General features: G+C 51.1%; 14 protein-coding genes. 5 read left to right on the top strand and 9 right to left on the bottom strand.

Translation table 11 applies throughout. The annotated features are described in order from the left end of the window. Positions 1–31: 31 nt before the first annotated feature. Positions 32–1,042, bottom strand: a complete 1,011-nt coding sequence (folE2, locus tag GmarT_RS21600; protein ID WP_002643803.1) for a GTP cyclohydrolase FolE2 — start codon at positions 1,040–1,042, stop codon at positions 32–34. A gap of 384 nt (positions 1,043–1,426) precedes the next feature. After that, positions 1,427–2,383, bottom strand: a complete 957-nt coding sequence (locus GmarT_RS21605) for a tetratricopeptide repeat protein (protein WP_157158890.1) — start codon at positions 2,381–2,383, stop codon at positions 1,427–1,429. Positions 2,384–3,122: 739 nt separating this feature from the next. Between GmarT_RS21605 and GmarT_RS21610 the strand changes: the two genes are divergently transcribed. The 5 genes from GmarT_RS21610 (at position 3,123) to GmarT_RS21630 (ending at position 12,849) form a co-directional block, all read left to right on the top strand. Next, a complete protein-coding gene (locus tag GmarT_RS21610) occupies positions 3,123–4,319 on the top strand; it encodes a hypothetical protein (RefSeq protein WP_002643800.1) in 1,197 nt (398 codons plus the stop codon). Between the two features lie 141 nt (positions 4,320–4,460). Next, positions 4,461–6,182, top strand: coding sequence for a DNA polymerase/3'-5' exonuclease PolX (gene polX / locus GmarT_RS21615; protein WP_002643799.1), 1,722 nt, complete (start codon positions 4,461–4,463; stop codon positions 6,180–6,182). 70 nt (positions 6,183–6,252) lie between these two features. After that, entirely contained in the window at positions 6,253–7,740 is a 1,488-nt protein-coding gene (locus tag GmarT_RS21620) for an AAA family ATPase (RefSeq protein WP_002643798.1), read from the top strand. Between the two features lie 192 nt (positions 7,741–7,932). Further along, the gene (locus GmarT_RS21625) at positions 7,933–8,538 is read left to right on the top strand and encodes a hypothetical protein (RefSeq protein ID WP_002643797.1); all 606 of its coding nucleotides are present in this window, start codon (positions 7,933–7,935) and stop codon (positions 8,536–8,538) included. Positions 8,539–8,673: 135 nt separating this feature from the next. Continuing rightward, complete coding sequence (locus GmarT_RS21630) at positions 8,674–12,849, top strand: DUF7133 domain-containing protein (protein WP_187782313.1); 4,176 nt, start codon at positions 8,674–8,676, stop codon at positions 12,847–12,849. Here the strand turns inward: GmarT_RS21630 and GmarT_RS21635 are convergent. The 7 genes from GmarT_RS21635 to GmarT_RS30440 form a co-directional block, all read right to left on the bottom strand. Further along, positions 12,812–14,395, bottom strand: a complete 1,584-nt coding sequence (locus GmarT_RS21635) for a hypothetical protein (protein ID WP_149303215.1) — start codon at positions 14,393–14,395, stop codon at positions 12,812–12,814. The two genes, GmarT_RS21630 and GmarT_RS21635, sit on opposite strands and share 38 nt — an antisense overlap. Continuing rightward, positions 14,361–15,788: a DUF1700 domain-containing protein gene (locus tag GmarT_RS21640; protein WP_002643794.1), complete on the bottom strand. Its 1,428-nt coding sequence runs from the start codon at positions 15,786–15,788 to the stop codon at positions 14,361–14,363. Before GmarT_RS21640 ends, GmarT_RS21635 begins: the two co-directional genes overlap by 35 nt. Positions 15,789–15,871: 83 nt before the next feature. Then, positions 15,872–17,257, bottom strand: coding sequence for a DUF1700 domain-containing protein (locus GmarT_RS21645; RefSeq protein WP_002643793.1), 1,386 nt, complete (start codon positions 17,255–17,257; stop codon positions 15,872–15,874). Positions 17,258–17,300: 43 nt separating this feature from the next. Beyond that, positions 17,301–18,758, bottom strand: a complete 1,458-nt coding sequence (locus tag GmarT_RS21650) for a DUF1700 domain-containing protein (protein WP_002643792.1) — start codon at positions 18,756–18,758, stop codon at positions 17,301–17,303. Further along, complete coding sequence (locus GmarT_RS21655) at positions 18,745–19,077, bottom strand: PadR family transcriptional regulator (protein ID WP_002643791.1); 333 nt, start codon at positions 19,075–19,077, stop codon at positions 18,745–18,747. The genes GmarT_RS21650 and GmarT_RS21655 overlap by 14 nt, the downstream gene beginning before the upstream one ends. Positions 19,078–19,412: 335 nt before the next feature. Then, positions 19,413–20,612: a M20 family metallopeptidase gene (locus GmarT_RS21660; RefSeq protein ID WP_002643790.1), complete on the bottom strand. Its 1,200-nt coding sequence runs from the start codon at positions 20,610–20,612 to the stop codon at positions 19,413–19,415. Beyond that, positions 20,602–20,790: a hypothetical protein gene (locus GmarT_RS30440; RefSeq protein ID WP_002643789.1), complete on the bottom strand. Its 189-nt coding sequence runs from the start codon at positions 20,788–20,790 to the stop codon at positions 20,602–20,604. The genes GmarT_RS21660 and GmarT_RS30440 overlap by 11 nt, the downstream gene beginning before the upstream one ends. Between the last annotated feature and the right edge of the window lies 1 nt (position 20,791).

Raw genomic sequence — 20,791 nt, forward strand, 5'->3', positions numbered from 1 at the left:
GGCAGGCTTAAAATCATGTGTGATAAAGAGATCAGGAGCGGTTTTTAATCGCCACAGCGGAGGCATCGTGCGGATGCAGACTTTCCAGGTGATTGATTTCCACGCGGAAGTCTTTCACGCCTTCATACCCTTCCAGTGCGCCTTTCAGCTTGCGGGCGGCGTCTTCACAGAACATCAGGTTGGCACCATTGAGCCGGGCAAACTCCTGTTCGTCTTCCCGTTTGACCGCCGTCTGTACGGGTGTGGCAATCACGCGTTCCAGGTAATCAATCAGCGACTCGATCGGAAATTCTTCGATCTCGCTTTCCAGTTCGACGCATACATCCGCATGACTTCGCTGGCTGTGGGGCACTGCCAGGATCGCCTCCGGTGTGCCCAGCCATTGCATGATTTCATCATGTGTCAGTTCGCTGCGATCGCTGAAGCGATTTTCGAAGGCCTGCTGGATTAGCTGACGGGATAAGGCAGCCGAACAGGGGCACGCACTGGAATAAGTCAGTCTGACCTGCACCTGATGACGAAAGACGCCTTGCTGGCAGGCACTTTGAATCTTGACCGGATAGGCACGCCAGCCGGCATGGTCAGAGAGCAATGCAGGTCGTTTCAGGGAATGTTCGTAAGTTAATGTCAGATAACTGCTGGAACTCATGTCCTGATGCGTGTGAATAAAATCCTTCAGAATTTCGTTGACCACAGGCAAACTGAGTTCAGTGTCCGCCAGTCGATTGTTCAGGCTCAGAAACAACCGAGACATATGAATGCCTTTGACGTTTTCATCATCCAGGCTGACGGCAGCATCCGCCCGGGCCGGTGTTCGAAAGATTTCGCCCGACGCGTCGCGTAATCGCAGTACCAGTTCGACCCCTGACATGCCCACGCGTTCCAGTGTCCCCCCCGTTAAAGGCAGCGACTCATTGGCGACATCTGGCATCAGGCTTTTCGAGGAAGCCACTCGTGAGTCTGTGGACAGAACGGATTGCGCACCCGGATCGATTGATCCCATCTGTTTGAGATTCAGGGCATCGGAAACAAATTCAAACATGCAAACGTCTTTCGTTGGTCTGTCACTGCGGTAACGCTTCTGGTAAGGGAAGGCGTCTTACTTAAGACTTCGCAACAGGGAAAACTCAATCGGAAGCGCTCAAGTCACACAAAAACCCGGCAGAGGACAGTCATTTAATTCATCTGAAATTAATCGAAACCACTCTATATTTCATACTATAGCAAAGTCTTACCACTATATCATTTAGTCCCATAGATACTTTTTTCAAGTATCAAAATTATCTAATCATCTGGCTTTGATCGAAATAAGACCTTTTCTAACCTGAAATTACGTTAATTCAGCTCCCTGAAGGGAATCGGAAGACGGGATCAGTCTTGCCAGACAGGTAAGACAGTTAATGGATCCTGGCCTGAACAACCGTGCCTACTTCAGATTCGGTCTGGCAGAAGAAACAGAGTGCCTATTGACGCGTTCCCAGCCTTGGGGAGGCTGCAGAGTTTCGATCGGAATCCGCTCCGGCTCCTGTCCAATAAAACCGGGACGTTGCAGCGGAGTGTAAAGGGAAGCCTGTTGTATATTCATCTGATTGGTCTGTTGCGTCAAAAAGTTGGACAGGCGATTTGTTTCGGTATGCATCGGATTGAGAGTCAATGCCTGAGTGACCGCCGGATACACTTTCTCCATCTGATTGGCCTGCAGACAGGCGTACGCCATCCGATACCAGTCATCAGCAGAAACCTGTTCCCGATTCTTTAACGCCTGTTCCAGCGAAGCGACAGAGTCCGTCCAGCGCTGCTCGGCTCCATAAGCGATTCCCAGCATCCACTGTGCCTCGGCCCGTTGTTCAATGGTGGCACTCGTATTATGACAGATGGGGCGTAAGATCGGTGTCGCCCGGTTCGGTTCTCCCAGCTTGATCTCAAGCCCAGCCAGTTTCAGGCGTGAGACAATATTATAAGGCTCTACCTGTAATACACGATGATATGTTTCCACTGCCGAAGAATTCAGTCCCGCCAGTTCCTCCAGTTCCCCTTTCAGGATCAGGGCACGAATATTCGTCGGATCCAGCATCAGGCCCAGTTCCAGGTTTTTCAACGCGTCCGTGTACTGTTTCTTCTCATACAGCAGGTAAGACAGATCGATATAAGGTCGTGGATCGTCGGGGGCCAGCACGGTCGTCTTCTGCAACTGCTGGATCGCTTCTTCCGAGTAACCATTCGCAATCAGAAATTCAGAGAGTTGCTGACGCACAGCCGCATTGTTGGGATTCGATGCGACGGCCTGCTTCAGCAGTTCCGCAGCCTGCTCCTGGCGACCACTTTCGCTCGCTACCCGCACCTGTTCCACCAGGTCCTGCGACTCGGAATCCAGAATCGCCATCTTCTGTTTCCAACTGACGCAGCTCGAACAGATCAGAAACAGTATTGCCAGAAGAAACCTGCCCGAGTTACTACAGAACATTGCTCGCCGCGCGCAACCTGAGCGGTTCAAATTCGGCACACCGAACCGGGACTCAGAAAACGTGTTGGTACAACGATCTCTCATACGCGCTGGTGATCTTCCTCCATGAAGTCACAAAGCTGAAGCATAAATATCAGGTTATCTGCCTGATTCAGACTACGAACGTTACCATTTTTTTGATTTCTGCGGTAGAGGAACTCAGCTGTTTTTCAGGCTGAGAGGCCCCCGCACAGATTCTGCACGCCGGAATCCGAGGCAATGAAACACTGACTCAGAATATTTTTATTAAGTCGTTCCAACACATCAACTTATCACCATTCTTTGATCAACATCGGTCGGTGAACCGTTCGAAATGTCGATTGAGTCTCAAAAACAGGTGCAATCCCGATAAATCTGACTTTAGTTAAAATGGAGACTATTGCGAATTATTATAAATTACTGTTGAAAAACTTAGTTTAACCGACCGGAGCAATAATCCCAATCATTGACATCGGTACGATCGTCCGGGTACAAAAGAGTAACTTATGGATAAGTTTTCGATATATTCGAAAAAATTGGAAGTTTAGAGAATCTGGCGTGATGGACTACGTCTTCTTTCGGCATGGCTTACTGCCCCTGGTCGTGCAATTGTTAAGCTCGATTTAAAAAGGTCGAATGGATGATGAGTCTTCGTAAAAAAATGAATCTGAAAAAAGTATGTTTAACGGTCGGTTGTTTCCTGACTATTGGCATGATGTCTCTGGCCGAGTCCAACGCGGGAGTCATTCCCTGGACTTATAATGCCATCTTTGGTCCGAGCCGAAACGGTCCCATGGCCTATGGTGCCGGATATGCTCCTGCCCCCTATACCACCAACTATGGTGGATATGGCATGATGAACAGCGGCAGCTGCTGCGGCCAGCCCGGTTACACCAGCTACTATGGTGGAACCATGAATCGCAGTCAGACAAGACGCAGTTCCCGTGCAGCCTACCGCTGGTATCTGCTCAACAATCCTCAAGCGGTTGGCGTCAGTTACCGTAATTTCAGCGGCGGAAATGCTTATGCTTCCACCGGCAGTTATTATGGCCCGGTTGGTTGTGGCTCCTGTGGAATGGGTGGCTGTGGTATCGGCGGATGCTCAACCGGTGCCTGCGGTGCAGCTGGCTGCAGTACCGGACAATGCGGAGTCTCCTATAACCCGGCTACCGCTAGTACGCCAACCCCCGATCCGAATGCCGGGGGGACAGTTCCTCCACCGCGCGAAGTCGAAAGTACAACTCCCAAAACATTTGCCGATGACCCCATGAATTCCAGAAAGCCAGATCCCGGTGTGGAAGACTCCGGATTCGAGCAGCGACGCTATGATCGCAGTCCCATGAATTCAACTCCCATGCCGAAGAATGAAGCGGAAGACTTGTTCAAAGCTCCTCTGAATCGGGATGTGGAAGAACTGCCTATGCCAGGCGCCAAACCGGCGACTCCTGCCAATCCGGGTTTTGAACGTAGCCAGCCTGATTTCGGCCCCGAGAAAAAAGAAGAAAGCAACGATCTGTTCGGTGGCAGCAATTCAACCGACGCTTTCAAGCCAACCCCCGATGGCAAACTTCCTAAAACCGCCATCCCCCAGAAAAAGACGGCTCCGATTCAGGAACCAGCGATTAAAACTCCGAAAGCAGAACAGGAAACAAACTTTCCTCCTCTGCGAGTGCGTCCTCTGAATCTGGACCAGAAAATCACCTGGAAATCAGCACCTCGTGCCGAACGCCTGACGATTCGTACCAGCTTCTCTGCACCGCAGGTTGCCAAACAGGATGTGCCTGTGAATTCCGGCTGGTTTGCTATTACTGATTCTGCAAAAATTGCCAGCAAGTAATCGCAGAAACTCAAAGTCTCAACAAAGTGCAAGTGCCTGACCGCCTTGCACTTTTTTTATGCGCCAGTCCCGTTATCGTAAGAAGCATACGACACCACTTTCGGTTTCCACTCTTTATGATCTCACATCCGGATTCGGAACATGCAAAACTCAGAAATCGCACGCCAGTTTGAGGAACTGGCAGACCTGCTGGAAATTCAAGGCGCAAACCCCTTTCGGCTCCGCGCTTATCGAAACGCCGCCCGAACCATTTCGGGACTGCCTGACTCCATTCAGGATATTGTGGAGTCCGATCCCAGAGAACTGCAGGATCTGCCCGGCATTGGTAAAGACCTCGCCGAAAAAATTGTCACGATCGTTGAAACTTCGACGCTCCCTCAGCTGGAAGAACTCAAAGAACAGATACCTGCAGACGTCGTTCGCATGCTGGATATCCCAGGAATTGGTCCTAAAAAAGTCGCGTTTCTGTTTTCTGAACTCTCCATCCAATCACTCGACGACCTCAAAGCAGCCGCTGAAAATGGCGTGATCGCCGAGCAGAAAGGCTTCGGCAAAAAAACAGAACAGATCATTCTGGAAGGACTCGAACATCTCAACCAGGCTGGAAATCGTGTTCGGCTCGCAGAGGCCAAAGCTCAGTCCGATGCCATCATTCATGATCTCAGTAAACTCGATTCGGTTCAGCAGATATCGGAAGCCGGCAGTTGTCGCCGACGTAAAGAATCCGTCGGTGACCTGGATGTCCTCGTCACTTCCAGCCAGCCTGCCGAAGTCATGGACGCGCTGGCAGACCACGAACTGGTGAATAAAGTTCTCGCCCGCGGTGATACCAAGCAGCGTGTGCGGCTCAATTCCGGTCTCGAACTGGATCTTCGCGTCGTCCCCGAAGAATCGTATGGCGCCGCCCTGCTCTACTTCACCGGTTCCAAAGAACACAACATCGTGCTCCGCCGCCGCTCCCAGGATCGAGGTCTCAAACTGAATGAGTACGGACTGTTTCGCGAGGACGAGCTGATTTCCGGAAAAACCGAGGAAGAAGTCTACAAAGCGCTCGATCTTCCCTGGATCCCGCCGGAAATCCGCGAAGACCGGATGGAGTTTGCCGCTGCAGAAAAGAATGAATTACCAGAACTGATCGAACTGAAAGACATTCGCGGCGATCTGCATATGCATACGACAGCCACCGATGGCACGGCATCCATTCTGGAAATGGCCGAAGGCGCCAAAGCGAAAGGTTATCAATACATCGCCATCACCGACCATTCCAAACGGGTCACCATGGCCAATGGACTGGATGCCAAACGACTGCGGGCACACTGGAAAGCCATTGAAAAAGTTCAGGACAAAATCTCCGGCATTCAGATTCTGAAAGGCATTGAATGCGACATTCTCGAAGATGGCAGCATGGACCTGCCCGATGATGTCCTCAGCGAAGCCGACTGGGTCATCGCTGTCTTGCATTACGGACTTAAACAACCTCAGAAACAGATCAATCAACGATTGCTGAATGCCATTCAGAACCCCAATGTTTCCATCATCGGTCATTTATCGGGTCGTCTGATTGGCAAACGCCCCGGTGCCGATCTTAATTATGGGGAGATTCTCAAAGCCGCCGCCGACTATGGCACCATGCTGGAAATCAACGCGCATCCCATGCGACTCGATATCGATGACATCCACGCCGCCCGGGCCAAGGAACTGGGCATTCCGATTGTGATCAATACCGATGCCCACAGCGTCTCCGGGCTGGATGTCATGCAGTACGGCATCTACCAGGCGCGCCGGGCCGGGCTCACGAAAAAAGATGTCGCGAATACCAAAACCTGGAAGCAATTTCAGAAATTACTGAAAACATCGAAATAATCTTTCATCCCCTTTCCTGAAAGCTCCGTTACCGCTTCTGACGAACAAGACTCTACAGGAACGAACCTTCATGCCGAATTCACTGCAACTGCTGATACGCTCGGGTAATCCTTTAATCTCCATCGAGACCCTGGACGAACAGCGTGCCTTAAAAGTGATCCGGGATATCGCGCTGAAGTTGAAAAAGCCCATCTTTGAATGGTCCACAACAGGCGGCTTATGCAAGCTGGAACATGGCAGCCTGAAATCGCCCACCGTGCCCGGCGGCAAACCGGAACAGTCCTTGACCTTCATCCGTCAAAATACCGATGAAGACCTGTTTATTTTCAAGGACCTGGGTGCCTACTGCCGCGACAATGTCGTCAATCGCATGCTCCGCGATCTGATGGACACCTGCCATGAAAAAAAATCGACGATCATCCTGATCGATGCCTTCCCCTTGCCCGATGAAATCAAACGCTTCACCATCCGCTACGAACTGGGTTGGCCCACAACCGATGAATTATCAGACGTCATTAAACAGACCTACAATAAGATCAAGCGGGAAAGCGATTCCGAGATCAAAGCCAGGCTGACCCGCCGCGAAATGGAACAACTCGTATTGACCATGCGGGGACTCAGTTGCAGCGAAGTCGAACGCGTCATCAGCTCAGCGATCCTGCAGGATAACGATCTCAACGCCAATGATCTCCCCCACATCATTGAAGCCAAACGCACGCTCCTGGGATCCACAGGCTGTCTGGAATCCATCGCCGTCGACGTGAAGTCGGATGAAGTCGGCGGATTGAACAAACTGAAAGACTGGTTGAAGCTGCGTCGGGGTGGATTTACTCAAAAAGCCCAGGACTATGGAATTGAACCACCGCGCGGCGTGCTCATGCTGGGTGTCCCCGGTTCGGGAAAAAGTCTCTGTGCAAAAATGGTCGCGTCAGACTGGAATATGCCGCTCCTGCGTCTGGACCCGGGCATGCTGTATCAGAAATTCATCGGCGAGAGCGAAAGTCAGCTCAGGCAGGCCCTCTCCCAGGCGGAATCAATGGCGCCCGTGATTCTCTGGATCGATGAGATTGAAAAAGCATTCGCATCAGCCTCCGGTTCGTCCGCGGATGGAGGGCTCTCCAAACGCATGTTCGGCACCCTGCTCGCCTGGATGCAGGACCACCGACATCCGATTTTTATCATCGCGACTGCCAACGATATCTCCGCCCTTCCGCCGGAACTGATGCGCAAGGGACGCTTCGATGAAGTCTTCTTCGTCGACCTGCCTACCTCTTCCGCCCGAGAACAGATACTCAAGATTCATCTCGAAAGGCGGAAACGCGATTCCGATCAGTTTGATCTGCGCTCCCTCGCTGCACTGGCAGAAGACTTTACCGGGGCCGAGCTGGAACAGGCGGTCATGTCAGGCCTGTTCGCCGCCTTTTCCGAAAATGCCGAAATCGAAGATCGGCACATCGCCTCGGAAATCCAGAAAACACGCCCTCTCGCGGTGCTGATGCAGGAACGAATCGCCCAACTGCGTCTCTGGGCACAGAATCGCTGCGTCTCCGCTGATTGATAACGACCTGCTGTTTCTCCCTGAAAACAGACCTGTTGTTTTTTTGCAACGTGTTTGTACAACATCATTAACTTCTGCAAAATTGGCTGGAGTCAGCCAAATCTGGAAGCAACGAGTTGAAAATCACCGCGAAATGCGGGACAATTAAACCAGTTGTACGCGCAATCTCCTGATTTCAAATTGAGGATATATATGATTTCTCCCACCACATTCAGAAGAGTTCTGTATTCCGTTCTCGGACTTTCTCTCGCCATCTATGCCTGCTCTGCAAAAGCAGCCAACAAAGAAGAAAAAACGGAGAAAACAACCGAAGTCAAAATCAAAGACATCACGCTCAAAGTTCCGGAAGCCTGGAAAAGTTCTCCCCCTTCCAACAACCTGCGTCTCGCGCAATTTGAAATCCCCGCCGTCAAAGGTGATAAAGAACCTGCTGAACTTGTCATCTCGTCCTTTGGTGGGACAGGTGGCGGCGTCGCCGCGAACGTCTCGCGCTGGATTGGTCAGTTTGCTTCAGGAAAAGATCGCGAAGCCAAAGTCACCCAGGGAGAATCCAAAGACGGTAAATACATCTTTGTCGATATCTCGGGCACTTACAACAAATCGATCGGCCCCCCTTTCCTTCGCAAAACCGAAGCGGTTCCCGACTCACGCATGCTGGGCGTCATCCTGGCTGTTGAAGGCAAAGCATACTACTTCCTGAAATTGACCGGCCCTAAAAAGACCGTCACATCCATCGTAGATGAATTCCGCGCCTCTTTCGGTGCCAACGCCAAAGATGAAAAGCCATTCGAACAATAACGAATGGCTGCTTTTTTATTTTCATCACGACTTATTTCAGGTTCTTAACAAACCCCTTCTTAGAACGATAGCTACCGGACCATTATGCTCACCCAGCGAATTCCTGCAGCCTGGATCAGGGGCGTTCTGCCCCTGATGTTATTTTTACTTCTTGCTCTTTTTCTCAACATTGCCAGCAGAAATCTGGCAGCAGAAGAAATAGATCCCGAAGAAGACGACTATCCCCCCGGTCTATTGGGAACTTACCAGTCTGGAAACACGCAATTCCAGCGGATTGATCCGGATATTGCCTTCAACTGGGGAAAACAGGCACCGCTGCCGCAAATTCCCGCAGGTCCGTTTTCTGCCGACTGGACCAGTCTGATCCTCGTCCGGCAACCGGGTGACTACCAGATCTCCGCCTACCTGGAAGGAGAACTCACCGTTGAAATTGACGGTAAAACCGTTCTAAAAGGTAAACGCGAAACGCCCGGCTGGATTGTCGGAGAAAAATACAAACAGAACTTCGGCGAATTCGAACTCAAAGTCGCTTACAAAAAGATCTCACCAGAGGCACGCGTGCAACTGTTCTGGTCTTCCAATCTGTTTGGACTCGAACCGATCCAGGCCAACATCCTCTATCGCGAAGAGGGGAATCCCGAAGTCGCACAGATCTGGCGCGGACGTACTCACTTTGACGCTCATCGCTGTAACCGCTGCCATCAACGAGCAGATCAGCTGACCAGTCCCGCCGCTCCCGATCTGACGCATGTCACAACGGCGCTGAACCCGGCATGGCTGGTTCGAAAAATCAAAAACGATGACTCTGTCTCCGCCCATGCCAAGATGCCTTTCTTCGGCTTCAACGATCAGGAAGCCGAAGCCATCGCCGCCTATCTGTTTGCGAACGCCAAATCAGCATCACTCAGTAAAATCCCCGCGGCTCCGAAAGACAAGAAAACCAAAAAAGCCCCCACGCATGATGAAGAACAGCGGGCCGGGGAAATCCTGATGCGTTCGGTCGGCTGCCTGGCCTGTCATACGATTGACGGTAAAGGCAACCAACAGCCTTTCAGTGGCGGCGATCTCAGCAGTATTGGCGACAAACGCGAAACACAGTGGTTTTACACCTGGCTCTCAGACCCGGCAAAACTCAACAAAGCACATCGCATGCCGGTCATTAAACTCAGTACCACCGAACGTCGTCAGTTGGCTTACGCACTTTCGGAACTGAAGCAGGCCAAACTCCCGCAGGGCAAAAAGCCATCTACAGATAAAACCCTCATTGCCAGTGGAAAAAAACTGATCACCCAGGCCCGCTGCGCCGCCTGCCACACGATTCCCGGCATCGAAACACCGGCACAGCAGATCGTCGATCTTTCCAAGTCCACTGAAGACTGGAAGAACTCCTGTCTGGCAGAAACCCCCGATCTGGAAAAAGGACGTCCCGCCTATCGTACCATCGACCGGGAAGCGGTCATCGCCTATCTTAAATCAAGCGCTGGCGCGCCGTCTCCGGAAAACGAATTTGATCGTGGACGCTATGTGCTGGAACAGCGCAACTGCATCTACTGTCACGAACGGGACAAACACGAAGGCATCACCCAGATCGCCGGCCAGATGGCCAAGTTCGATCCTGCACTCGCTGGACAGAGTGAAGGCATGATTCCCCCCGCGCTCACTGCCGTTGGCGATAAACTCAAGCAGGAAGCCCTTTCCGAAGCCGTCAGTGGCGAACAGAAAAAAGTACGCATGCCCTGGCTGCGCGTCCGCATGCCTCGCTTCCAGCATACAAAAGACGACAAACAGGCATTGCTTGATTACCTGGTTGCCCATGATCGGGTTCCCGACGATGGTCCGCGGCAGCCCGGCTTCATGGTTGATTCTTCCGATCAGGATCGCGCGCAACTGCTGATTGCCGGACAGACCATTACCGGTGCCAAAGGCTTCAGCTGCATCTCCTGTCATGTACTCGGAAAGTATGAACCACGCAACGTCGCGCTCGGGACCCGCGGATCTGACCTGCTGATGCTCGGCGATCGCATGCGGAAAGAATACTTCCTCCGTTGGGTTCACAATCCGCTCCGGATCGTGCCTGGCATGGAAATGCCCGCACTCAAGAAAAGCGTTCCCAAAGTACTGGGAGGCAATATCGACCGTCAGCTGGATGCCATCTGGCTCGGACTGAATGATCCCCAATTCAAAGTTCCCACGAACCCCTCCGTTGTGGAGCAGTTCTTTACCATCGCTGCCGGCGAACCGGCGCGGATTGTCCGCGATGTCTTTACCAACCCCAAAGAGACCGGCGGTGGCTATGTATCCCGCGCCTTTGCGGTCGGCTTTGATAACGGACACAACCTGCTGATTGATCTCGATCAGTTCTCTATCGTCCAATGGACGCTCGGAGATCTGGCTCGCCAGCGCACCGAAGGTAAAAGCTGGTACTGGGATATGGCCGGTTCCCCCATCATCTCTGGCTACGAGCGTGGCTTTGAATATGTGCTGACCCCCACCGGTAAGAAACCCGCAGCGGCCGTCTATCCACTGCTCCAGAACGGCCTGGCAGGCACATTGCGCAGCTATGAATCCCAGGGGAATCAGGTCACTCTGAATTATGAACTCAATTTCAAAATCGGCGAGCAGACCACTACCGTCTCAGTGACGGACACCTTCCAGACGCTCCCCGATCAGCCGGGTAAGACGGGGCTGCAACGTACGATCAAAGCGGGAAATCTTCCCGAAGGCTACACACTTCATATTGGTCGACCTCGTTTCACCAACAGCATCGGCAGTCCTCAAATCACGGTTCCCCACAAACCCGATGCGAACTGGCTGCGAATCCCTGATAACAATTCACACGAATTCATGCAGGCTGAAAGCCCCTCCTCCGGGCAGGCCAACCTGACACTGAACTACCTCTGCAAACTCAAGGCAGAGGGGCTGCAGGTCAAAACCAAACCCCAACCCAAACCGGAAATCGAAACCGTCACCAGCGCGCCCGGCTTTGATGGCGTGCGGCTGCCTCTGGATGGTGGCATCATGCCCACGGCTCTCGCCTGGCGCGAGGATGGCACAATGATTTTCACATCCTTGAAGGGAGACATCTATCTCGCCAGAGACACCGACGGCGATGGTGTGGAAGACGAACTGACCCTGTTTGAAGAAGGTCTCTCCGCGCCGTTCGGCATCATCGCGGACGGCTCCGATATCATCGTTTCCCACAAGCCGGAAGTGCTCCGACTCTCCGATACCAACGGGGATGGCAGAGCCGACCAGCGCACCATCGTCGCCACCGGCTGGGGCTTCAACGATAATTACCATGACTGGGCCACCGGCTGCATCCGTGACAGCCAGGGCAATCTGTATGTCGGCTTAGGCAGCGATTATGCCCAGATGAAACGCCCCGACGATCAGATCAACTGGCGCGGCAAGATTCTCAAGATCACTTATAACGGCAATCTCGAAATCCTGGGACACGCCTTCCGCTATCCGACGGGCCTGGCCATCAACTCCAAAGATGAAATCTTTATTTCCGATCAACAGGGCGTGCAGAATACGTTTAACGAAATCAACTTCCTGATCCCCGGCAAAGCGTACGGCGTTCCCAGTCAATCCGATCTGCGTAACAAGGAAAACCTGGAAGAAACCCGCGCTGCCATCCAGGTACCTCACCCCTGGACACGCAGTGTGAACGGTTTAACCTGCATTCCGAAACAGTTCGCCTACAACAGCCTGTTCGATCAGGGGCTGGGCTGCGAATACAATCAACGTTTCCTGATCCGCTTCACCACGCAGAAAGTCGGCGATACCGTTCAGGGCGCGACCTACTATTTCACCCGCGCGGATGTCCCCCCCGATGAACACAACTTTGCCGGCCCCATGTCGGTCGCCGTCAGCCCCCAAGGTGACATCTACGTCGGCAGCATCCACGACAGCGGCTGGCTCGGAGGTCAGAATACCGGTTCGATCACCAAACTCACTCCCAACGGCAAACTGCCCAACGGCATCAAAGAGCTCCGCGCGACTCACGACGGCTTCGAACTCGAATTCTTCGCACCTGTCGACGCGAAGAAAGCCGCCGACAAAGAAGCCTACACCATCGCCGGCTACACCCGCGTCTGGAGCGGCAGCTACGCCAGTCCCGACAGCGGCCGGTACAAAGTGGAAGTGGAAGACGTGACGGTTTCAGACGACAAAAAAACGGTGCGCCTCAAGGTCAACGAACTGAAGGAAAAGTTCGTCTACGAAGTCAACTGCCAGCAGATCGGGAAAGGAGATGAAACACTCTTCCCGGTTACGGGGCACTACTCAATGAACCGGATTCCAGAGTAACCGGAAACAGATCGGGAATGTTGATTTTCCAAAGATTCGGCTGATCCTTGGTCGCGATAAAACTGGAAAACGCAGCCTTACGATTTTCCCGATATCCTCGAATTGATATCTCCTTGCTGCTGAATTTCTTCTCAATTGGGTTTTTGTTCTGCGCAAGACTTTTCACTACCTGAGGTGCGAGTTCAAAGGGGTTAATTGGTGAAATAATCGCCCCCATATTGTTGCCCCCATAATCATTCATACTGAACCTGTTGTCTGAGCGAACAATCGTTTCGACTTTACCGAGTGAATTCAACTCACTTACCCTGGTAAGTTCCTCTTTCCGCAGTAGATAGATGGCAGGTGAATAATAATTCCCCTGTAAAAACTCAACACTTGATTCCCAGGCCAGTTCTTGAAGATCAATATTCTTAAAATCCCCATCGGGCGTCAGGGGACAAAGGGCCACCCGGTTATTCAAGACATCAATCAGGAATACTGCTTTGATTTTATCAGGTTCCTGATTGACGTTGTATCGATACGTCCACCACGAGTATTGCCAGGAGGGAGCCTGCTGAAAAGTTTGCACAGCTTGCAGAAAGTACTTCCCGACTGAGTCACTCAAGATTTCAAAGTGAGCCTGAGATTTTTCCAATCGAAAATCACACAAAACATAATAATTTTTTTCTTCAGGCCGGGTTGGCCAGTTGACCTGAAACTGCACAGGAACTTTTCCTGGAACTGCTGCAGGGCAGACGATCGTCTCTTCGTATTTACGCCCCGGAAGCGTGGAAAACGTTTTTTCACTCCATTCCTCATTCCATGGTGCCCGCAGGTTTATCTGATATTTTCCCCAAGGGAGTCTGCCAAAATCCAGTTGCCCCTGTGCATCACTCACCGCTTCGATTTTGAAGTCTCCCCCATCGGCCGAAACCTTGGTCAATGTTCCAGAAAAACCAACCGCCGGTTTGCCCTCTTTCTTTTCCTCAACCAACCGAAACAAAACCGGGTTCATTGCCCCCGAACTGGAATCAGCCTGTGAGACCTGCTTCTGGATCAAGACCTCTAATTGGTTGAGAAACTGCTGATCCAACTCTCTAGCCGCCGCCTGAGGACGATTGCCCATTGCCGCCATCTGTTCCAGCATTTTCAGATTCAGACTTTCATTCTGCTTCATCATCGACCAGGCGATCCCCACCACAGCGATACAGCACACCGCCATCACGGCAGAAATTCCGGTCATAATACGTTGCGACATGATTTTCTCCTTCATGGCGTCCAGCCAGAGTTGGCGGGCGATTTTGATGGGATCGCCGAACAGTTCAATCACGCGGCGTCGCGCCAGTTGCTCGTCCGGATTTTTTAATAACTCTCGATTCAAGGCACACGCAAAATGGTCGCTGAGTTCGTCGATAATATCCTGCCGGAGCGAGGATGGTTCATCATCACGCTCGGGCGGAAAGTCTTCGATGCTGATCTCAGGCCAGGCCACGCAATACTCCTTCATTTTAATGGGACAGAAATGCTTCGCTTTAGAATAAGCCCCCGCCAGACCCATTGGCTTCAACCGGTTTGGTTCCCTCAGGAATTTTCAACTGGCTCAACTCAGGCAATTTGATACGCCAGACATTGTCATGGTCTTTGGCAGCGGTGAACTTCAGCAGTTTCGAAAACTGAATTCCGTTGGCAAATTGAATTGGATTATTTTTCCCAGCGGCTGTTCTCAGAGCCGCGATCTTATGTTGCGCGACAATCATTGTCGTAGGATTAAAGCTGCCTGAACCTCCTCCAAACCCACCACTCTGCAGGTTAATCCTGTTAGAATACAATTCGCTGGTAAATTTCCGGTCGTGGTGCAATACCAGGTAGGGAGATATTCTCTCAGTCTGATGAGGCTCCAGGCGAGAGAGTTCAGACAAATCCTGCTTTTTCAGGAGATACATGACCGGCAGCAGGTACTGATCTCCTTCAATCATGTTGATCGACTGTTTTGCTTCTAACTTATCAATATCAAGATTCTGGAACAGTCGATTCTGATCTAACGGGCAACGAAAGACCTGATTCTCCTGATTGATCAGACAGGCCATCGGATAGTCCCATTTACCGTCACCCGGATATGATCTAATCCAGTTCTCGACTCCAATTTTCCGAGACAATGCAGACATTCCCCGGTGATATGGCCGGGGACGAAAGTCACACAACAACAGCCAGTCATCTGACTTCAAGTCATTGGGCCATTGCACCTCAAATCGGACCGGCACTTCAACAGGGGCCGCACTCGGGCAGACAATGGTCTGGGAATAGTTTCGTCCCGGTAGCACAGTCAATTCACTGTAATAATGTTCATCCCAGGGAGATTTAATATTCAGTGAATACTTTCCCCAGGGAAGCTTTCCAAAGTCCATTACCCCTTCGTCATTACTGACGGCATCCAGCTTAAAAACATCGATATTCTCGCCTCGCTTAGTTAACTCACCGGTAAAGCCAATCGCTGGCTTTCCTCCCTGCTTCCCTTGAACCAGCTGAAAGGAAACCTGATTCATTTCACCGGCAGCTGACTCAGTTTGAACTTCCGGCACCGGTCGATTCGCAATTTCCGTCATCTGCGCCATCATTCGAGTATTGAACGCCTGGCTCTCCTTCATCATCGACCAGACCATCCCCACCACAATTACACCACAGACTGCCATCAGGACAGAGATTCCGGTCATAATACGTTGTGACATGATTTTCTCCTTCATCGCGTCCAGCCAGAGCTGGCGAGCGATTTTGATGGGATCGCCGAAGTTTTGAATAACACGTTGTTTTGCGATTTGTTCGTCCGGGTTCTTCAACAGTTCCCGGTTTAAGGCACACGCAAAGTGGTCGCTGAGTTCATCAATGATGTCCTGCCGCAGTGAGGATGGTTCATCATCACGCTCGGGCGGAAAATCTTCGATACTGATCTCAGGCCAGGCCACTTTTTACTCCTGAATCGAGGGGCTGCGATAGAGGCTACGTTTTGGATGCTCATTGGAACCTCTGGGTATCTTGAATCTCGTCTCTACTTAACGCGGGCTATTTTTTTATCATATAAATTGATGGTCCAGATATTGTTCTTCCCAGGAGCTGCCACAAAATGCTGCACGGGGTATTGCAGTATTTCCCCAGTACTGACTTCAATCGGCTGCTTATCCAGAATATTCAGCGGTGACACGAAGATGGTCTGCTTTATCCCATACATGGTCCCATCTGGGATATACCTGGAAAGCCCAGAGACTAAATGTGACATCTCAGAAGATACTGGATCAAAATAATTCTCATTCATGATTGCCAACTGGCTCAAATCATCCCTTTTGATCAGATAAACGACGGGCAACGCATAGCGCCCCTGAGGCACTTTGACTCTTAATTGGTCCAATGGGAAATCCGGTTTCAGATTTGGATACTTGCCGGTTTGAGTCATCGGAATCGGTGAGAATGCCCCGTTTTTCCCGATCAGATAAACGCCTTGATTTACTGGTTGTGCATAGAGCCACGTTTCATTTTCAATCTGACGTTCACTGGAATAATAACGCTCTATTTTTTCTTTTTTATGTATGATCTGACGTACGCCAAAATCTACCAGGAACAGCCATTTGTCTGACTCGAATTCTGCCGAGCAGTCAACCTGGAAGCCGATGGAGACTAGTTCCGGTTGATGGGCGGGACAAACAATGGTCTTTGAAAACGCACGCCCCGGAATCGTTCTGAGATGCTGTATCTGATACATTTCTCCCCAAGGTGCTTTCAATTCCAATGCGTAAGCCCCGGCGGGTAACTTTCCGAAATCCAGTTTGCCTTGCGTATCACTGACGACATCAACCGTAAAACCATCCAACCCCTTAACTAGTTGAAGCAGTCTTCCCTTAAATCCTGTCGCCGGTTGACTGTTCTGATCTGTCACCAGTTGAAAACTGACTTGCTGCAATTCGTCCTGACCCGCAACAACTCCCGTTGCCTGCAACTGGTTCAATCGCTTTAACTCCAGCAGAATCTCCTGATCAGTTCCAGACTCAGCAGAAGCAACAGGGCGATCTGCCAATACAGCGACATGCTCCAGCAGTTTCTGATTCACCACCCGGCTTTCCTGCACCAGGATCCACGCAAAGCCCACCACCGCAATACAGCACACCGCCATCACAACAGAGATTCCGGTCATAATGCGTTGTGACATGATTTTCTCCTTCATTGCATCCAGCCAGAGTTGGCGGGCGATTTTGATGGGATCGCCGAAGTTTTGAATAACACGTTTTTTTGCGATTTGTTCGTCCGGTTTTTTCAACAGTTCCCGGTTTAAGGCACACGCAAAGTGGTCGCTGAGTTCATCAATGATGTCCTGCCTGAGCGATGACGGTTCATCGTCATGTCGCGGCGGAAAATCTTCGATGCTAAGCTCTGGCCAGTTCACATACTACTCCCGTTTAATGTTCAATTCCTGTAAACCATTTTTCTTAAAAGAGACCTTGCCCTGACCCTGCAACTCCTTCGGGCATCTTGAGATTTTCCAGATAAGGCAACTTGATTTCCCAGAGATTCTCCTTGTCTTGAGATGCCGTAAAAACGAGCCGCTTTGATAATTCGATCCCGTCTGCATATCGCGGTCCTTCATTGCCATTCACAGCATCAGATTGAGCTAAATGAATGGGGGCATTGCGGAAGGGAATTAATAGAAACGTATGAGCTTCGTCGATCCTAAATCCAGAATTACCTCCCAGTATTCTTCTATAGTTCAGACTGTATCCCCCGAGGTCGGATCTACTATTGTTTAAAACGTTATAGATTTTCTGCTCATTCAATTCCGACAGTTTCAGCAAATCTTGTTTCTGAACCAGAATCAGATCAGGTAGAACATGTTTTCCCTGACTCATCTTAACCGAAGAATTATCAATCAATTGCTGCGAATCAATATCTTTGAATTCCCCATCCTTAGTTACGGGGTAAGCTGAGATCATATTCTGATTATCGATGAGAAAGACACCACTGGAATCTTCAGTCGAATTCTGTCGGTAAATCCAGTTTTTATCTTGAATGAGTCTACTGCTCTCCAGTTGCTGCTTTCGACCTGAGGCATTTCGAAAGTCGCATAACAGTACCCAGTCATCCGCATTGAATTCGCCGGGCCATTTTATCTGAAACTGAACGGGAACTTTTGCCGGTGCCGCAGTAGGGCAACTGATTACCTGGGAATAATTGCGGCCAGGTATCACCGATACATTCTGATGAAAAGACTCACCCCAGGGAGCACTCAGATTCAGCTGATATTTTCCCCAGGGTAATTTACCAAAATCAAGTAGTCCCTCTGCATTACTGGCGGCATCCAGCGTAAAAGTCTCTAATGGATTTCCACCTTTTGTCAGTGTGCCTGTAAAACCAGCGGCTGGGCTTTTGTCTTTGTTATCTTGAACGAGCTGAAAAGAGATCTGATTCATATCTTCACTGCTGGCGTTGGCGGCAGCCTGTTGTTCCTCTTTCAACTCTTTCAGTTGATCCAGGATCTGCTGTTCTCTGCCAACTGCTGCAACGGGCTGAGGTCGACCCGCAATCGTCGCCAGATGCGCAAGCATTTTCTGGTTCACCACCCGGCTTTCCTGCACCAGGATCCAGGCAAAGCCCACCACCGCAATACAGCACACCGCCATCACAACAGAGATTCCGGTCATAATACGTTGTGACATGATTTTCTCCTTCATCGCGTCCAGCCAGAGCTGGCGAGCGATTTTGATGGGATCGCCGAAGTTTTGAATAACACGTTGTTTTGCGGTTTGTTCGTCCGGGTTCTTCAACAGTTCCCGGTTTAAGGCACACGCAAAGTGGTCGCTGAGTTCATCAATGATATCCTGCCGCAGTGAGGATGGTTCATCATCACGCTCGGGCGGAAAATCTTCGATACTGATCTCAGGCCAGGCCACTTTGTGCTCCCAGAATGCGTTCGATGGCGGAAGAGAACTGCTTCCATTCCTGTCGTTTCTCGTTGAGCGCTTTCTGTCCCTGGATCGTCAGTTCGTAATATTTCCGCCGACGACCATCGACTTCTCGCCAGAACGACTTCAACAGTTTTTTACGCTGCAGCTTATGCAACGCCGGATACAGACTCCCCTCTTTCAGCTCAAACTCATTGGCTGAACGATTCGTGACGCGCTGCGTAATTTCATAGCCATAAGTGGGCCCTTCCGAAACCAGTTCCAGAATGAGCATCTCCATGGTGCCTGCAAATAATTGCGGATTCATCGCTTATCCTCCGATACATAGGATGACTACATATTACATATATAGCCGCTCTAGGTATTAACTGTCAAGAAGTTTTTGGAAAAGAATTCACCAGGGGGTGAGCCCGAATGTAATTCGGGCCGAGCGCAGCGAGCAGGAGGTCCCAGCTTACGAGATTAATTCACAACAGAGAAACCCAATTGTTTGACTAAATGAGTTTGAGGCACACGCACTCTCCACATAGTCTGCACCGCGACCTCCTGTTGCCATCGAAAGCGGGCACCAATTGAACCTCACCAGGCATGCGGACACATGACCCGCAACCTGCGCCAATTGAAGTAAGCTCAATCAAACTGTTACACACCCCGGGCGGCGTTGGCGCAGAACTGGTAGTAGACTTCTTCCGATTTCAGCAGTTGATCAATTTCCAGCCACTCATCGATCGTATGCGCCTGGGCAATCGAACCGGGGCCGAAGACCATTGAGGGGACGCCCCCCTGATTCACGCGGGCGGCATGCGTACCATAAGGCACACCTACTTTTTTGTGACCGGGTTCCAGCTTGTCAATCACGGACAACAGTCGGTCGCTCCACTCTCCATTATTGTGATCGGACAGGGAAACGCCGGTAATCCACGGCGGCAGCATCTCGAATTCGAATGGCAGAGCCTGTTCCAAGTATTCTTCGACCTGATTCATCACTTCGATCCCGTCTTCGCCGGGAATCACGCGGCGGTCAATTTCAATGGTACACCAGTCAGGCACGATGTTGACACTTTCGCCCCCTTCGATCACACCCACACTCAAGGTCGGCGGTCCGCACAGCGGATGCGCCTCCCAGCTTGAAAGTTCGTCGGCGTATGTCTGCAGTGCCTTGATGACATCCGCCATCTTGTAAATGGCATTCACTCCATCATTGGGCTGAGAACTGTGGCAGGCTTTTCCTGTGGTCTTGATTTTCCAGCGGGTCGCGCCCCGATGAGCCACGACGATATCCAGCATGGTTGGCTCGGCTACTAATCCCAGATCAGGAGGCTCAGTCAGAATCTTGCTCAGGCCACTCGGGTTTTCCCAGAGTTGCACCAGGTGATTGATGCCTTTGACGGTCGCTTCTTCATCACAGGTGCAGGACAGAATCACATTCGCGGCATCGGGGGGATTGTCTTTGACCAGGCGGGTAAATGCCATCAGCATCGCCGCCATACTGCCTTTCACATCGCAGGCGCCGCGGCCGTATATCTTCCCATCCTTTTCTGTACCTTCAAAAGGGGGAACAATCATGCCTTCTACGGGAACCGTATCCTGGTGCACATCCATGAGGATCGTGGGCACTCCGGGTTTAGGTGTCGTACGTGCTATGACATTATTTCTTCCGGGAACCACTTCGATTGATTCATATTCGACCCCCAGTTCTGCAAAATAGCTACACAAGAACTGGGTCAGTCTGCCTTCGAAATAGATCTCACCGGTCACAGCGCGGCCCATCGGGTTCACGCTGGGAATGGCAATCAGTTGTTTTAACAGCCTCACGACATCCATCGACATTTCACCTCTCATCAAGCTCCCTATCCACGCCTAAAAGCACTTTATCACGCAGCATTTCTCTCTGCCAAGTGTCCCTCATGGACGGATCGATTTCCACTGATACGGCAATCCGATTCGTCAGATGGTTGAATTTTGTGTTGCTGACAGGCTCTAATAGGAATAAACACTGTTCCCTTTTTGCTGAACTCATA

Origin of the sequence: Gimesia maris, assembly GCF_008298035.1 — a bacterium.
Classification (GTDB): Bacteria; Planctomycetota; Planctomycetia; order Planctomycetales; family Planctomycetaceae; genus Gimesia; species Gimesia maris.

Bases quoted from the DNA above. Each gene is read 5' to 3' on its own strand.
- folE2 (WP_002643803.1), bottom strand. From the start codon at position 1,042: ATGTTTGAATTTGTTTCCGATGCCCTGAATCTCAAACAGATGGGATCA.
- GmarT_RS21605 (WP_157158890.1), bottom strand. From the start codon at position 2,383: ATGGCGATTCTGGATTCCGAGTCGCAGGACCTGGTGGAACAGGTGCGG.
- GmarT_RS21610 (WP_002643800.1), top strand. From the start codon at position 3,123: ATGATGAGTCTTCGTAAAAAAATGAATCTGAAAAAAGTATGTTTAACG.
- polX (WP_002643799.1), top strand. From the start codon at position 4,461: ATGCAAAACTCAGAAATCGCACGCCAGTTTGAGGAACTGGCAGACCTG.
- GmarT_RS21620 (WP_002643798.1), top strand. From the start codon at position 6,253: ATGCCGAATTCACTGCAACTGCTGATACGCTCGGGTAATCCTTTAATC.
- GmarT_RS21625 (WP_002643797.1), top strand. From the start codon at position 7,933: ATGATTTCTCCCACCACATTCAGAAGAGTTCTGTATTCCGTTCTCGGA.
- GmarT_RS21630 (WP_187782313.1), top strand. From the start codon at position 8,674: ATGTTATTTTTACTTCTTGCTCTTTTTCTCAACATTGCCAGCAGAAAT.
- GmarT_RS21655 (WP_002643791.1), bottom strand. From the start codon at position 19,077: ATGAATCCGCAATTATTTGCAGGCACCATGGAGATGCTCATTCTGGAA.
- GmarT_RS21660 (WP_002643790.1), bottom strand. From the start codon at position 20,612: ATGAGAGGTGAAATGTCGATGGATGTCGTGAGGCTGTTAAAACAACTG.
- GmarT_RS30440 (WP_002643789.1), bottom strand. From the start codon at position 20,790: ATGAGTTCAGCAAAAAGGGAACAGTGTTTATTCCTATTAGAGCCTGTC.